The sequence below is a fragment of the Parabacteroides sp. PF5-6 genome, assembly GCF_029504695.1.
In the GTDB taxonomy this organism is placed as follows: domain Bacteria; phylum Bacteroidota; class Bacteroidia; order Bacteroidales; family Tannerellaceae; genus QVMG01.
Genome location: NZ_JAQFIN010000002.1, coordinates 375,040 through 391,046 on the forward strand (window position 1 = coordinate 375,040; position 16,007 = coordinate 391,046).

The 16,007-nt window shown below is 52.0% G+C and carries 13 protein-coding genes; all 13 read right to left on the reverse strand.

Annotation, left to right across the window (positions count from 1 at the left end; genetic code table 11):
• Positions 1-150: 150 nt before the first annotated feature.
• Positions 151-1,446: an FtsX-like permease family protein gene (locus M2133_RS03690; protein WP_277464609.1), complete on the reverse strand. Its 1,296-nt coding sequence runs from the start codon at positions 1,444-1,446 to the stop codon at positions 151-153.
• 5 nt (positions 1,447-1,451) lie between these two features.
• Positions 1,452-2,750 carry an ABC transporter permease gene (locus M2133_RS03695; RefSeq protein WP_277464610.1) on the reverse strand — a complete coding sequence of 433 codons (1,299 nt, stop codon included), beginning with the start codon at positions 2,748-2,750 and terminating at the stop codon, positions 1,452-1,454.
• Between the two features lie 18 nt (positions 2,751-2,768).
• A complete protein-coding gene (locus tag M2133_RS03700; RefSeq protein WP_277464612.1) occupies positions 2,769-4,064 on the reverse strand; it encodes an FtsX-like permease family protein in 1,296 nt (431 codons plus the stop codon).
• A gap of 3 nt (positions 4,065-4,067) precedes the next feature.
• Positions 4,068-5,360: an ABC transporter permease gene (locus tag M2133_RS03705; RefSeq protein WP_277464613.1), complete on the reverse strand. Its 1,293-nt coding sequence runs from the start codon at positions 5,358-5,360 to the stop codon at positions 4,068-4,070.
• Positions 5,361-5,392: 32 nt separating this feature from the next.
• The gene (locus M2133_RS03710) at positions 5,393-5,644 is read right to left on the reverse strand and encodes a hypothetical protein (RefSeq protein ID WP_277464615.1); all 252 of its coding nucleotides are present in this window, start codon (positions 5,642-5,644) and stop codon (positions 5,393-5,395) included.
• Between the two features lie 18 nt (positions 5,645-5,662).
• Positions 5,663-6,931: an ABC transporter permease gene (locus M2133_RS03715; RefSeq protein ID WP_277464616.1), complete on the reverse strand. Its 1,269-nt coding sequence runs from the start codon at positions 6,929-6,931 to the stop codon at positions 5,663-5,665.
• 5 nt (positions 6,932-6,936) lie between these two features.
• The gene (locus tag M2133_RS03720; RefSeq protein WP_277464617.1) at positions 6,937-8,217 is read right to left on the reverse strand and encodes an ABC transporter permease; all 1,281 of its coding nucleotides are present in this window, start codon (positions 8,215-8,217) and stop codon (positions 6,937-6,939) included.
• A 5-nt stretch (positions 8,218-8,222) separates the two neighbouring features.
• Positions 8,223-8,888, reverse strand: coding sequence for an ABC transporter ATP-binding protein (locus tag M2133_RS03725; protein ID WP_277464618.1), 666 nt, complete (start codon positions 8,886-8,888; stop codon positions 8,223-8,225).
• Between the two features lie 113 nt (positions 8,889-9,001).
• Complete coding sequence (locus M2133_RS03730; RefSeq protein WP_277464619.1) at positions 9,002-10,270, reverse strand: multidrug ABC transporter substrate-binding protein; 1,269 nt, start codon at positions 10,268-10,270, stop codon at positions 9,002-9,004.
• Between the two features lie 54 nt (positions 10,271-10,324).
• Complete coding sequence (locus M2133_RS03735; protein ID WP_277464621.1) at positions 10,325-11,593, reverse strand: ABC transporter permease; 1,269 nt, start codon at positions 11,591-11,593, stop codon at positions 10,325-10,327.
• 74 nt (positions 11,594-11,667) lie between these two features.
• A complete protein-coding gene (locus tag M2133_RS03740; RefSeq protein ID WP_277464622.1) occupies positions 11,668-12,915 on the reverse strand; it encodes an efflux RND transporter periplasmic adaptor subunit in 1,248 nt (415 codons plus the stop codon).
• Between the two features lie 579 nt (positions 12,916-13,494).
• Positions 13,495-14,169 carry a porin family protein gene (locus tag M2133_RS03745; RefSeq protein WP_277464623.1) on the reverse strand — a complete coding sequence of 225 codons (675 nt, stop codon included), beginning with the start codon at positions 14,167-14,169 and terminating at the stop codon, positions 13,495-13,497.
• Positions 14,170-14,176: 7 nt separating this feature from the next.
• Positions 14,177-15,967 (reverse strand): LysM peptidoglycan-binding domain-containing protein, encoded by a 1,791-nt coding sequence (locus tag M2133_RS03750; RefSeq protein ID WP_277464624.1) that lies wholly within the window; start codon positions 15,965-15,967, stop codon positions 14,177-14,179.
• Positions 15,968-16,007 lie beyond the last annotated feature (40 nt).

The following is a 16,007-nucleotide window of genomic DNA, read 5'->3' on the forward strand; positions in this document are numbered from 1 at the left end:
CTTTGCGCGCAAACTACTAATAGTTTGTCGACAAACTACCGGTAGTTGGTGCGCAAACTACCGGTAGTTTCTGAGCAAAACATGAACAGCTCATTTTCAGAAAGTTACGTCGCAAGCCTCACGAGCGATCTCTTGCACCGCTTTTTCCCCTTACTCATGGCGCAGTGCGTCGGCAGCAGCCAGGGAAGCGCCGCGGCGGGCGGGTAGCCAGATGGCGGCGGTGACGGTCAGTATCATGATGATCAGGGTGATGGCGTTGGTCAAGAGGAAACGTTCCGCGGTGCGGTCGGGCAGGTAGGCGGTATTGATCTCGCCGCGGCGGCCCATGGTGTCGATCAGGTCGGTATGCACGAACTGGTATTCGATAAGCATTGCGGGAAGCGTGATCAAGAGTAAGAGGAAGATACCCTCCAATACCAATAGGGTATGCACGCTGCGTCCCGTCGCGCCGACAGCTTTGCGCAGGCCGATCTCGTTGGGGCGCTGGTTGATGCGATACCAGAACGTACCCATCATGCAGAGCAGGATATTCAACAGGAAGAAGATCATCATATACATCCGCAGTTTGATCTCGTTGGCCACGCCGAAGCCTTGTTTCGAATTCTCGGCGATGGTGGTATAAGGAATCACACTCAGGAGGTAGAAGTTACCCACGCGCAAGCGCCCGGTCAGCTCCGTTTTGAACCGGTCGCGAAACGCCCGGGTGTTCTCCCCGGCATGGTGACGGATAGAGATCTCCGCGTTGCGCACATTATCCGCCGCTAAGGTCCGGGCGACGTAGAAGCTACCCTGCGGACGATCGTAGTCGAAGCGTTTGATATCGTCGATCACGCCGGTAACGACAAAGCGGTCGTCATCCCATTTCCAAATCTCCACTTCTTTGCCCAGGATCGAGCCTTGCGGCGCCAGGATGTCTTCGATCGCTTTACCCGTGACAACGCCATTGGGTATGCCCCAGTCGAAGTCGGCGGTCGAGACCGGTCGTTTGCCCCGGTCGGCGGTGTACTGGAAGACGCGGAAAAAGTCGTACGCCGGATCAACAGTGATCCGCTGTCCGTTGGCAATACGGGTGGTATCGGGTGGCAGGAAAACGCCCATACCCCAGTAGCTGCCCGTGCCGGGAGAGGCGCCGCCATACGAAATACCGACCGCTTCCACGCCGGCATAGTCTTTGATCACCTGGATCAAGCGCTGGTAGTTTTGCAACAAAGCTTCGCCTTCGCTCTCTTCGGCCCGGTATTCGGGATGTTCCGCAGGCAGTTCGGAGATATTGACTTGCAGGGTATTGCGCACATCCCTATAGGTCGGGATCGAGAGATTATAATTGTACACAAACAGGTAATCCACAATGTACCAGGTCAGGCAGAAGACAAACAACAACTCAATGGCGATCCAGGCATTGCTGCGTCGCCGGTTCCACATCTGTTTTACGATCGATTTCCACATGGTATTTACTGTTTTGCGTTCAACGAATAGACAATATCTTTATGGGAAGCCCGCCAGGCGGGGATCACCGCCGTCAACAGGTTCAAGACGAAGCACACGCTCAACGCCACAAAGAAGACCGGCAGGTTCAATAGCATACCGGGCGTAAAGAGCACTTTCGTGCCTTCGGGCGGCAGGTCGACGAAGTTGCTGCCAATCGTCATGATCCAGTCGGCACTCAACAAAATCAGGATATAAGAGAAAAATAAACCCGCCAGGCCGCCCAAAAGGGTGAAGAGAAGGTTCTCAGAGATGACCTGTCCCATCAGGTTATCAACCGGTGCGCCGAAAGCCCGTCGGACGCCCATCTCCGCCAGGCGACGTTCCATGCGCGAGTCGGTCATGCCCGACAGGCTGATCGCCGGAACCAACAATAAGACCAGGAAGATCAGGCTATACTGCCAGGCGATCTTCTTGAAGTCGGGACCGACGTTCGACCAGAAACGGAACGTCGACTCCCAATGCTGGTCGGGTTGTCCCACTAAGGAGAATTCAACCTCCTCATCCGCCCGATTGAAACGCTCCACCCAGTTCCGGGTGTTTTGTTTGATCTTATCGATATCCTCCAGGGAAGACGCGAGTATCACGGCTTCCAGACTGCCCAGGTAGCCGGAATTGCCAAACGAACGATCGTAATCCGGTTGTAGGGTACAGGGAATCCAGAAGTTGGCATAGGTGCGGCTGGTCACATACGAGGCATCGCGCACCACCCCGCAGATCCGGTATTGCCGGAAGTCGATACTGGCGTATTCGCCCACCACATCGGTGCGCCCAAACAACTTCTTTGCCGTCGATTCGGAGACCACTGCCGTAGCAATGGCGGACTCAAAGTCGGCCTCTGTAAACGGTTTTCCTTCGATGAACCGGAAAGAGAATACTTCCCAGAAAGGCACATCCACATATTTGAGGATGACCTGAGTCTGTTCTTTACTGTTTGTATATTGCATATAATGTTCCTCCCAATCCCGCACGGTGACCGAGAGCACTTCTATCCCTTCCTGCGGACGCAGGCATTCATCGATAAACTTCCGGGAGATGGCAGAGCTGCCGGTGCCCCCGTTTTTGTATTTCTCCATTGCGCTCTTGACGATCAGCGTCCGATCGCGGTTCATCTCCGGATAGATATTGGCAATCTTAATGTAATACACAATCGACAACACCATCACAATCGTAATGGACAGTCCCGTCCCCACCACATAGATGGAGCTGAATAACTTCTCCTGCCGAAGCAGGTTCCAGGCTTGTTTGAAATACAGTAGTAGCATGTTATTAATGTTTAATGATTAATCCCTCAACGCATCCACCGGACTCATCCGGCTGGCCTGACGGGTGGGATACCAGATCCCCAACAACACCATCACCGCCAGGATGCACCAGGTGAGGATATTGGTAATCAAGAAGCGCAGACCCATAGAGTCAGGCAGGTAACTACCATACGACTTGACGTCCTGCCCCAGGGTCGTGATCACTCCACTGAAGATAAACTGCACCTCGATCAACAGGGCCGGCACGACGATAATCGTCAACAACAAGAGCCCTTCCAGCATAAAAAGCTTACGGATACCGACCAGGTCGGAACCCATCGCCCGGCGGATGCCGATCTCTCCCCGGCGCACGTTGACGCGGTACCAGAAAGTACCCAACACACACAACAGGATATTCACCAACAGAAACAGCAACAGGGCGGTGCTCATACGTATCTCGTTTGTCTTACCGGCACGGTAGTCGGTATCTTCCGCCATCTGTGCCAGTGAGTTCAGTCCGCCCAGGTAATAATTACCCACGCGCAGGCGGGTACTCATCTCTTTCTTGAAGGTCGCCATAAACTGTGCCTCCGAAAGGCCATCGCGCGAACGGATGGTAATGATCTTTCCGCCCAGGTTCGTTTCATTCAATCGCTCGGGCAGGTAGACCACGCCGTAGGGGCGCAGGTAATTGAAGTGCTTGATATCATCCAATACATCGATCACGCGGTATTGTACACCCGGTTGGTCGACCGCTTCGATCCGTTTGTCGTAGGCCGACTCGCCGGGGAATAGTTTCTCTTCCATCATACGCGAGATCAGGATGTTCGCCGGATCGTTCCAGTCGTAGTCGCGGGTCGACACCAACGTCTTGCCATTTGCTTTCGAATGGCGGAAGACCTTCAGGTAGTCTTCGTCGGCGACAAAGCGGATCACCTGCGTTTCGGCAACCACCGTGGTATCCGTCACGCTACGGTAGCGCCCTTCGTTGAGCGCGCCCAAAGCCGAGAGCGCGGAATAGTCGGAAGCCAGGGCGACCGACTCCACATCCGGGTTGTCACGTAACAGGTTGATCACCCGCAGGTAGTTGGCATAACGCGCGGCGGGCTCGTCGTCTTCCGCGTGGTAGTCTTCATGGTTCTGTGGCAGGCTACCGATATTGACCATATAGGTATGCGCCAGATCGCGGTGGGAAGAGAGGCTTTTATTATATCCCAGGACAAAGAAGTAGTCAACCATATACCAGGTGAGGCAGAACACGAGCAACAATTCCAACGTAATCCACAGGTTCTTCTTCCACCGGTTCAATAAGTGTTTGCAAATATTCTTTATCATGGCTTATTTATTATTGAGTGAATAGATAATCGGACGACGGGAAGCCCGCCAGGCAGGAAGCAGCGTAACCATCAGGTTCAAGACCAGACAGAGCAGTAGGGCCACGAAAAACACCGAGAAGTTCATCAACATGGAAGGCGAAAGCGCCACATCTACACCCTGGGGTACGGCATTGACAAACACCTGCCCGGTACCGATATGGATGATCCAGCGACGGAAGAAATAGACTAAGAGATACGAGAACAACAGCCCCGTCAGTCCGCCCAGGAAGGTGAGCAGCATATTCTCCAACACCAATTGCTTCATCAAACCTCCCTGTAAGGCGCCGAAGGTACGGCGTACGCCCATCTCGGCCAGGCGACGTTCCATCTGCGAATCGGCAATGCCGGAAAGGCTGACCGATGGGATCAGTAACAACACCAGAAGAATCAATAGGTAGGTCGACACGATGCGCGTAGCATCCACGTCCTGCCGGTTGCTCAACCGGAAGATCGACAGCCAATACGGATCGGGCTGTCCGTTCACCGAGAAGGTGTTTTCGGTAAAAGTAGAAGCATAGCGGTTGATATTTGAACGGATCTCTTCTTCAACCTTCGCAGTCTCCCCATGCGGAGCCAGTACATACGCGGCAAAGAAGCCCAAGCCATTCGCCCAGCCTACGTTGAGGGAGGGATGTGCCGTATAGGGCATCCACATATCGGCATAGGTTTTATCGACAGCATAAGAGACGTCTTTCACCACGCCACTGATGCGGTAAGGCACAAAGTCGATGCGGATATACTTACCCGTCACCTGGGTAGTGCCGAAGATCTTCCGGGCATACGATTCGCTGATCACCACCGTTTTGATGCCCGCGTCCATATCCGCCTGGGTAAAAGGTTGCCCTTCGGTGAACGCGAAGGTAAAGACTTTCCAGAAGCCCGTATCCACGAACTTCACCGTGCCCGATTCATTCTCTGCCCGGTCGTCGGGCTGCACCGAGACTGATCCGTAGGCCTCGTAGATGGCGGTCACTGCTTCGGGCGTTTGCAATGAATAGATACATTGGCGCACGGTCTCGAGCGAGAGGCGGTTTACCCCCCTATTGCCATCGGGATAGACCGCTTCGCCGTAGCGAACGACCAATATCCGGTCGCGGTCACTCTCCGGATACACATTCGACACCTTCAGATAGAGTACAATCGCCAATACCATCACCAGCGAGATCGAAAGCCCTGTCGCCAGAATATAAATCGTGCTATAGAAGCGATTCTGCTTCAATAGCTGCCAGGCTTGTTTCAGATAGATTAGTAGCATTAGGCTAATTATTAATTATTATTGTAAATAGATCATTCATCTCTCAATGCTTCTACCGGTTTCATCCGGCTTGCCGAACGGGCGGGATACCATACCGCCAAAACGACCATAAGCGCAAGGATTAGCCAGGTCTCCGGATAAACATTGGCGATCTTTATATAGAATACAATAGCCAACACCATCACCAACGCAATGGAGAAAGCAGTCGCCAGGATATAAATTCCCGTATAGAAGCGATTCTGCTTCAATAGCTGCCAGGCTTGTTTAAGATATTGCCGTATCATAATTCTTAATTGTTAGTTTTATTCATAGTGTAATGCTTCTGCCGGTTGTAAGTGTATGACTTTACGGGAGGGGAACCAGATCCCAACAGTGATCATCAATACCATCAACACAAAAGTGATACTTTGGCAAAATAGGAAACGTGCCAAGGTAAACGGCATAATCTCTACATTGACAATCTCCACAAAGCCGATATTAAAAGCAATACAAGCGGCCGGAAGGGCGGCGAATAATAGGATTAAAAGGCCCTCACCGATCAACAGGCCCCGCAGGTTGCCTGTGGTTGAACCCAAGGCAATACGCAATCCCATCTCGCCCATGCGATGCTGGGTGCGAAACCAGAACGTGCCGACCACACCAAAAAAGATATTGACCAATAAAAAGAATACCGCTGCCAGATACATCTTCGTTTCATTCAGATCACTGCGGATATAGCGGGCACGGATATCGTCGTACGAACGGATATTCAACAGGTAAATATTATGATAACGCAGTTGGTCACGCATCTCTTTCCTGAAATTCGCGGCAAAAGCCTTACCAGTGGAAGGATTGGCCCGCAAGGTAATATCGAGACGGCCAAAGGCAAACAGATCCAGGTCTGATGCAATCACATTCTCCGGAAGCAGCCGGATATAGGTGGGTGAATACGTGTCGAAATCGCCAAAGCGCACTGGAGCCATCACCCCACCGACACGCATCTCGGTGCTGTCGCTCTGGTAGCTGATCAGCTTCCCTGTGGCATTCCCTTCGGGGAAGAGCCGATCGGCTGTTTCCGTGGTTATCAGACGAGTATTAAACTTCAGGTTCTCCGCCAACACTTCCGTATTCCCTTCCGGCGTCGCATAGCGGAACACACGCACATAGTCGGGTGTTGCATTGATACGACGCAAGTCGCCTGCATTCAGGGTATCGTTCGTCTCGTAGTTGATACGCACCATATTGGAATAGTCGCGCGAATAGGAATATGGCAGGGCTGCAAGCGAGATACCGACAGCTTCCACACCAGGATAGCTCCGCATCCGATTGATCAGCGTCAATAGATCTTCGCCCAGGGTGGTTCCATAGTCCTCTTGGGGACGATACTGTTCATTCTTATCGGTCAGCGTACGTAGGTCGATCACATACACATCCGCTATATCATAGCCCTTGGGCGAGAAATAAAGGCTGGCGCGGGTATAGAGATCATCTGTGATATACCAGAGGCAAACCGACACCAGAACCATCTCCGCCCAGATCCAGGCATTCGCCTTACGCTGGCTCCATATTATCTTTATGATCTGTTGAAACATATCCTTTAGTTTTGTGCGGTTTCATGAAGCGCGTTTACGATATTCTGCCGGGAAGTACGCCAGGCCGGGATACCGGCACTGAATAGATTCAAGACCAAACAGAACAGGAACGCATAAACAAACACCATCGGATTGATCACCATCTCCGCATTGATCGAGGCTACCCCTTCCCGGATACTGCTCGTATCGGTCGCTAATAGCCAATCACTCATTAGGGTGACGGATAAATAGCTCAATGCCAAGCCTGCCAACCCACCTATAATGGTCAGTATCAGGTTTTCCGATAACACCTGCACTAACAAACTGCTGGTGGTCGCACCGAAAGCCTTGCGTACCCCGATCTCGGGCATTCGTTTCTGCATACGGGAGAGGGTCATGCCCGAAAGGTTAATCGCCGGAACCAATAAGAGAATGGAAAGCACGATCGCAAAGCGCAGAATGACTGCGAACACATCCGCCTGCTTTTTCCCTTGCCGGTACATCTGAAGAAAATGTGTCTCTGGCTGTCCGCTGAGGTGAAACGTACCGTTCTGCAGATTCGCATTGAATTGCTCCATCATGCGCTCACTCTCTTCCTTGATCGCTTTGAAGTCGGAACGGGTGTGGGCAAGGATATAACATTTGAAACTGCCGATCGTATATTCAGTTCCCACATCCCCCGGGAAAGTCGTGGTGGTATGCGGCAACCAGACCTCCGCGTAAGCCGCTTCGGCAAGCGTCGAAACCGCAGGCACTACCCCACAGATGATATATTCGGTATAACTCATCAAGACCGGTTTGCCTACGACATCGATCGTACCATACAGCCCGCGGGCGAGTGTTTCATTGATCACCGCTTTTTTAATGCCACTCTGTACATCCGCTTCGGTAAACGGTTTGCCGGCAAGGAAACGGAAATCGAAGACCGTCCAGAAACGTTCATCCGTATACGACACATCTGCTTTGTATTCATTCTCACCGGCAGGAGTAGAGATCAGCATCGCATTCTCAGAAGCCACGGCGGTAACCGCCTGCGGTGTCTGAAGCGGATAAAAGACATCCCGGATCAGCGAAAAAGAACAATAAGCGCTTGACTGACCGTGCGGCTGCTCATAGATTCCCCGCGTCACATAAAGTGTCCGGTCGCGGTTGGTCTCCGGCCTATAATTGGCTGTGCGCACCTCAAAAGAGATCACCAACACCATAATCATAGCGATTGCCAATGCCGTGCCCGCGACGGAGAGAAAGCTAAGAAGCGGATTCTCCCTCAACGTAGCCAATGCTTGTATGAGATATTGCCGTATCATAATGGTTACTGCACCTGCCGTCCGTCGAAGAAGCGGATCGTGCGGCTGGTTTGTTTCGCCTGGTGTTCGTTGTGCGTTACCATGACGATGGTGCGGCCGTCTTCTTTATTTAATGTATGGAGGATATCCATTACCTCGATACCCATCTTACTGTCCAGGTTACCGGTCGGCTCATCGGCGAGGATGATATCGGGATTACCGACAATGGCACGGGCGATGGCCACACGCTGACACTGACCGCCGGAGAGCTGTGTCGGGAAGTGACGCATACGATGGCTTAGTCCGACACGTTCCAATACCGCCTGTGCGGCTTTGCGGCGTTCCGAAGCGGATACTTTGCGGTAGAGCAAAGGCAGTTCCACATTATCCAATACATTCAATGAATTGATCAGGTGGAAGCTCTGGAACACAAAGCCTAACTGCTCGTTACGGAAAGCCGCCTGCTGCTTGTCGTTCATACTGATGGTGTTGATGCCATTGATCTCGATGATCCCGCTGGTGGGTGTATCCAACAGCCCGATGATATTCAACAAGGTGGATTTACCACAGCCCGAAGGACCCATGATACTCAGGAATTCCCCTTTCTGTACTTCCAGATTTACGTTCTCTAAAGCTACCGTTTCGATTTCTTTCGTGCGATAGATCTTCTCTAAGTTTGTCAGTTTAATCATGACTTTTTTACTGTTTAATGATTAATTATTAATGTTTAATTCTTTGTTTACTCTTGCTCGCCTGCGGCTCGTCACACACCCCCGGCCCCCCTCGAGAGGGGAGCCATCCGGCATCACTCATACCGCAGCGCCTCTGCCGGAGCCAGTCCGGCGGCTTTCTTGGCGGGTACCCAGATACCCAGGCAGATCATCAATCCCATCAAGACATAGGAGCCGATGCAGACCGAAACGATACGCCACAGGGTGATCGGGATGCGCACGCTCTCGAGGATATCGAAGTAGATCATATTCGCCGCCACGATAAACAATACGGGAAGACTCAACACCAACAGGCAAAGTCCTTCTTCATTCATATAGCGGTAGATGCCCTGACGGCTCGAGCCCAATGCTACGCGCAGGCCGATCTCGCCCCGGCGGTATTGCGTACGCAGCCAGAACGTGCCGATAATACCGAAGAAGACATTGATCAGCATAAAAGAGATCAGGGCGATTTGAATCTTTGCCGTATTGATCTTGTCCGAGAGTAATATCTCGCGTTGATCGCTCAGCGCCATAGCGCCGTAGACATAGAGGTTGTTCACCGTCAGTCTTCCACCCATCGACTCCAGGAAGGCATAGAGTTCGTCCTGTGTCATCGCCCGCTTAAAACGCACACAGACCTCCGCGCTACGGGCACCGAACATCTCGACATTCTCTGTATACTTGCCGGCTGCAAGCACCTGAAAGTAACAGGGTTCACTGATTTTGAACTCATGATACCGGATCGGTTCGGAGACGGCCACGATCGGATGACTCTCGCCTTCCGCATAGTATTTCACCCGTTTGCCTTTCCCTTCGGCTCCTTCGCCGAAAAAGCGGGTTTCCATATCTTTGCTGATCACCAAGCAGTCTTCGCCGGCGGGCAGTTGCGGCGTGATGGCATTGCCTTGTTTGTCTTTCACCCGGAAGACATCGAAATATTCGGGTGTCACCCGGCGGACGTGATAACTCTGTGTCCGCGCAACCGCCGTATCACCATCCATCGGTTCGAGGGAGGTCCAGGAATTACCGAAAGCATAGGGGCAGGAGTAATAAGTCGCACATACGCCATCCACCAGGGGTTCCCGCCGCAGGTGATCCATCAACGTGCGCAGGTCTTCCCCTTGCGTGGTGGTCAACTCTTCCGCCGGCACGAATCCTTCCGCGTCGCTATTCAGATTGGCCAGCTTCAATCGCCAGCAGTTCTCGATATCATAACCCAGGGGCTGATTGTACACACTATACTCCACCAACAGATTATCGGCCATATACCAAAGCACCCCCGTTACCACTAAGATCTCGGCGAAGATCCATCCATTCGCCCGGCGCTGGTGCCAGATTGTTTTTATGATTTGCTTAAACACGTTTTCTAATTATTAATGGTTAATTATTAATGATTAATTGGGCAAAGCCATTCCTCACTCTTCATTCTCTTTCAAAGCGTTCGTTACCGACTGTCGTACAATGCGCGCGGCGGGTACAATGGCGCTCAAGACATTCATCACCAGCGTGATCAACAATGCCAAAAGGAAAGTGACCGGTTGGAAAAGCATATCCGCGTTCAACATCGGCTCTTCCGGCAACAGGAAGTTTTTACAAGCGTTCAAGAGCAGGAAAGAGAGGCCAAAGCCCAGTACGCCCCCAATCAGGGAGGTGACGAGATTCTCCGACAATACCTGGCTGAATAGACGGTTCTTCGTCGCGCCAAAAGCTTTGCGCACCCCGATCTCCGCCCGGCGACGTTGCACGGACGACTGCACGACGCCCATCAGGTTCAACGCCGGCACCAACAGGAAGAAAAGCAATAACAAGCCGATCCGGGTATAGACCGGTTTGGGGTCGAATTCGTTGAATCCGTTCGCGCCCAGGGCAATCTCCGTGCGGGTGATAATCCCTTGCGGGAAGCTAACCCGATACTCCACTTTGCCTGCGTTATACTGCTCTGTCCGCTGCTTCAATTCGGTTCGGATCGCATCGAAATCATCCCGGCTGTTCGCCAACATCAACACATAGAACGGGCCGGTCATGCCTTCGCCGTAGTTCGTTGGGGAAGAAAGCAAGGTGTTGTCGGTCGTGTATGGCCGCCATACATGGGCATGGGCATCTTTCGCTGCCGTACTGACAGCTTTCACCACACCACAGATCGTATAGTTCTTAAAGCTGATCACCAGGGTTTCGCCTACCACATCCGTCTGTCCGAAGATATCGCGCGCCAGGGTCTCGCTGACCACGACCTTGCGCAGACCCGAGTTGAAGTCCGCTTCCGTAAACGCTTCCCCATATAGGAAGTTGAAATCGAATATCTTCCAGAAGCCCGTATCCACCGACTTCATCCGGTATTCCTTATACAATCGCTTGGAAGGAAGCGAGACAGGCAGACTCGACTCCGTAATGGCGGTCACCGCCTCGGGACCATTCAATGCATAAAAACATTCTTTGACGACTTCGGCAGACATCGTACCGTTATTGCGGTTGTTGCCGTTTCCCATTTCCACGCGGGTGCCATACACATACAACATCCGGTCGCGGTTTTTCTCCGGCGCATAATTGGCCAGTTGAATCTGATAGATCAACACAAGCACCATCACCATCGCGATCGAAAGCGCCGTGCCGGCAATCGAAATCGTACTGACCAACGGGCTTTCCCTGAGCATCTGCCAGGCTTGTTTGAGATAAACTGTTATCATAACTTCGTTAGTTTAATTACGAATTACGAATTACGAATTACGAATGGAGAGCGTTTATCCGTAATTCGTAATTCTTAATTTTTAATTTTTAATTTATTCTTCTCCTTAAAGCTGCTCATATCCGAAACGACCACCTCGTCGCCCGGCTCGAGGCCGCTCACGACTTCGACGAACTCGAAGTTGCTGTCGCCCAATACCACCCGGCGTTTCAACAGTTGATCGCCGTTGATCACAAACAGTTCGTATTCGCCTTTACCCAGGTAGTACGAGCTATTGGCGATGCGCTTCACCTCTTCTTTGATCGCGTTCATCACGTACACATCCGTCCGCAGTCCGGAACGCAGGCGGGTATGATTATCTTCTTCCAGTTGCACGCTAAAAGAGATCACCCCATTCTTCGACAACGGCGTGACATCGCTCACAACGCCGTTCAGACGGTCGTTGCCGATGCGGACAACGGCGCGGCTGCCGGCAGCAATGCGGTCGCCATAGGTATCGGCTATCTCCCCTTCGATCTTGAAGTGTGTCAGGTCGGACACGATCGCCAGGCGGCTGCCTTGTGCCACCTGCGCGCCGATCTCATTATTGATATAGGTAAGGATCGCTTTGCGCGGCGAGCGTACCTGCGCATCATTCAAGGTGCGCTTCATCTCCGCCAGGCTCTTTTGGAAGATACTGTATTCCAGCTCTTTCACTTTCAGATCGGCCGCGGTCATCGCTTTCTCGTTCTCGTATTTCTGTTCGTCTTCGGCGAGTTGCAATTGGCTGACATTGTAATCCAATTCGACCTGCAAAACCTTATCGGTCGTGCCGGCACCCAGTTCATCGAGGTAACGTTCGTTGCGCAGCTCCACCTCCTTGCGGTTCAAGGTCATGCGGGAGACTTTCAATTTCATCTCCATCTCGGACAGTTTGCTCTGCGTACTGAGGCGTAACTGTTCCAACTGCAGGCGTTTCATCTCCTGCTCATCCAAAAGTTTGTTGTAATCGTTCTCGGCGGTCTGCAGGTCCAATTTCAGGATCGGGTCGCCCACTTCCACGTGGTCGCCCCCCTTTTTATAGACCTCCACAATGCGGGAGTTGATCGGCGAAGTGATGATCTCTTCGAATGCGGGCACCACCTTACCCGATGCGCTGGCGGAAACTTCAATGGTTCCGACATCGACTTTCGAAATCGTCAGGTCTTTGCGTTTCAGCGACGTCTGCATCACCGAAAGCACAGTGGCAATCACCGCGACGGCAGCCACCAGGCCAATACCCACCTTCGACCACTGCTTGATCGCCTCTTTGCGGCGCACGTCTTTTGATATTTCTCTATCCATTTTACGTATATGTTTATTCTGCCCTGCAAAAAGCAAACAACGTGCCAAACAGATAAACCGCTAAGAGTCAATAGAAAACAAAACGCACGCAGTGTTCGGTATCGAACACTGTGTACGTTTTTAGCAAGTTTACAAAGAAAATCCGATTACCACATAAAAGTTTTTACCCCCGTCTTCACCTTTCACCCGGTCGCCAGATCCCTGTATTGATCAACGTTTCGGGTGAAAGATAGAGGAATACTTAAAAAAACGTCAGACCTTCCCGGAAAAGGCCGGCGGCCTTTGGAAAAACCCTGCCGGCCTTTTGGAAAACTCCGGCGGCCTTTTGGAAAACCCTGCCGGCCTTTTTTGGGGAGCCTCCATCCTCCTCCAAGCCTTCACCCGAAACGCTGATCAATACAGGGATCTCGATGGAGGGTGAAAGGTGAAGACCGGGGTAAAAACTTTTATGTGTAGGCCTTCTCAAAAAAACATTGCACTTTGCTCGGCCAAAGCGCAATGTTTTGTCGGCCAAAGTGCAATGTTTTTCCGGCCAAAGCGCAATGTTTTGGAAAGGGGGGGGCTGGCGGGATCCAAAGATCACTTCACTCGAATCAGATAGGAGAGTTTGGCAGAGAAGGTCATGCCGTTGGATTTGGGGAAGAAGTCGGCTTTGGAGTTGCCGTAGATATTACCCAGGGCGAAGTAGATGCGGCCTTCGAGCAGGAAGGTGCCCAGGCCGGTGCGCAGTTCGACTCCCGGTCCTCCGCAGATGCCCCAGTCGAGTTTGTTCTCGAGCGGCATATCGTGTTGTTCGTTGCGGTGGTTGCCGGGGGTGGCGCCACCGAGGTTGGTGTCGGTCGATTCGCTCAGGGCGTAACCGAGCTTGGGCCCTACATTAAATATAAAGCGCGCCCGTCCGTTGCCGGCATAGATATGGGTCATAAAAGGCAGTTCGACGTAATTGATCGTACGGCTGTAGTTGAAGTGAGCGCCGTCGGTGCTTTCCGAGAAATCTTCCTGCCACCCTTGCTGGGCGAAGTTGATCTCGGCCGTCAATCCCAGGTTTTTATTGGTGATCCAACGCACCGTTACCCCGCCATGCAGGCCTTGCAGGTAGCCCTGGTTTACCTTGGGGGTAAAACCGATCTGAGAGAAATTCACCCCTCCGCCAAAACCGACCGCAAACTCCCGTTGGAAAGTGTTCTGCGCCCGGACCCCGAGAAACGCGATCAGGCAAACGAATAAGAAAGTGTAACGTCTTATGTTCTTCATCACATCATCAGATTTCGTTTCGGGAGACGGTGAAGTCGTTCCGGTATTGGACAATAAAGATATGCGTATTGATAAACCCGCCCCAGTTGTTGACGCGTTCGAAGTGGAACCCGGTCTGTACACTCTTATAATGGATCCGGTTCAGGTTGTTCTCGAAATTGGCTCCCTGTTTGCGCAAGGCGTCAAAGAAGAACATGGCGGTATCGAAGCCCAGGATACTGTATTTGGGGTGCGAGTTGATCAGATTCTTGCTGTACCAGTTTTTGAACTTCGTATAGAAATACTGCACATCGGGCGAGAGATTGTCGGCATAGAAATTACTATAGATATAGGTGTTCAAGGCATAGAAGTCTTCCAAGGTCTGCTGCGTATAGGTTTGCCAGTCGGGGTATCCGAAGAGGTTGATGCTGTAGGCCGGACGCTCTTCGGTGGAGATCTCCGAGAGGGTACGCAGGTGAGGGCGTATCCGGTTCAGGGCTTCCAATGTGGCGGATGTGGGAATGACGATGTTTCTTTTTTCCGGGTCGAGTACCTGCTCCATATCGGTGATAAAGGTCTCCGTTTGATGGGTGATCTCTTTGTAGGGGATCTGTTGCTGCTCGAATTCGGCTTTCAGGGTTTGTATATATTCCGTTTTCTCTTCCAATCCGGGCGTGGCGATCAGGATGATATTGTCCTGGTTGAATAATTTACAAGCCGCCTGTGCCGCTCTGGCGTAGAGGTAGGAGTGCGGCGTATTGACCTGATAGACGAAGGCGTTGGAGAGTACATCGTCGTTCTTCGACGTGAAAGGAATAACATATTTCGTATTCTTTTCCTGGGCGAAGTCGGCAATCATTTTGATCTGGTCGTTCTGCACACCGCCGATAATCAGGTTCGCCCGATTCAAAGCTTCTTCTTTTAATATGTTCTGTATCTTACTCGTTCCGTCGCCGGTGTCGTAGACTGATAATTCCAATGAACAGCCGGTATTGCGCAGGCTGTCGACGGCCATCAACAGGCCTTCGTAGTATTCGATAAACCGGGCAGCAGCCTTGGCATCGCCGGTAGAGAACGGCAAGAGCAGGGCCACCTGTATGCGATCCACCCGTTTGATCTGTTTCGGCTCATCCAGGAGGGCGTTGGTTTCCCTTTCGCCGGCGGTTTTAGGCTGTTCGGTCACGATCTCTTCGGTTTCAACCGGTATCTTGATGACCATGCCGGCTTTCAGTCCGTCTTTCAGTTGGGGGTTCAACCGGATCAGTTCGGAGCTGGGCACATCGAACTTTCGGGAGATGCGGTAGAGGGTTTCCCGGCGTTGCACGGTATATTCCATTTCTTTCTGCACGGTCTTCTTCTCCGTCACAGGCAGTGTCTCGATGCGCATGGCGGGGATGCGGATGTTCTTGCCGATCTGGAAGGTTTCGACCGAGAGGCCGGGGTTGGCCCGGATAATATCTTCCCCTTTGACCTTGTATCGGATCGAGAGGGAATAAAGTGTTTCTTTGGGCTGGATCGTGTGGTAGGTGTAGTTATCGTCGGTTTCGGCAGGCGTTACGGCAATATCCCGCTGCGGGATGCGCAGGGTGTCGCCGGTTCGTATTCCTTTTTCGCTCCCGGGGTTGAGGCGGTAGATATCCTCGACACTGACACCATACATGGTGGCAATGGCATAGACTGTTTGGCCCCGTTCGATCGTATGGTAAAATATATCATCCCCTTGAACGTTAGTATTTGTAGTTTGCCGGTTGTTCACCTGCGCATAAGGGGAAAAAGGCAGACACCCCAGTAGAAATATCAGTATAAATATACGGATCATGATGATTACTTGCTTGGAATATTGGGGACAAAGATAGTGT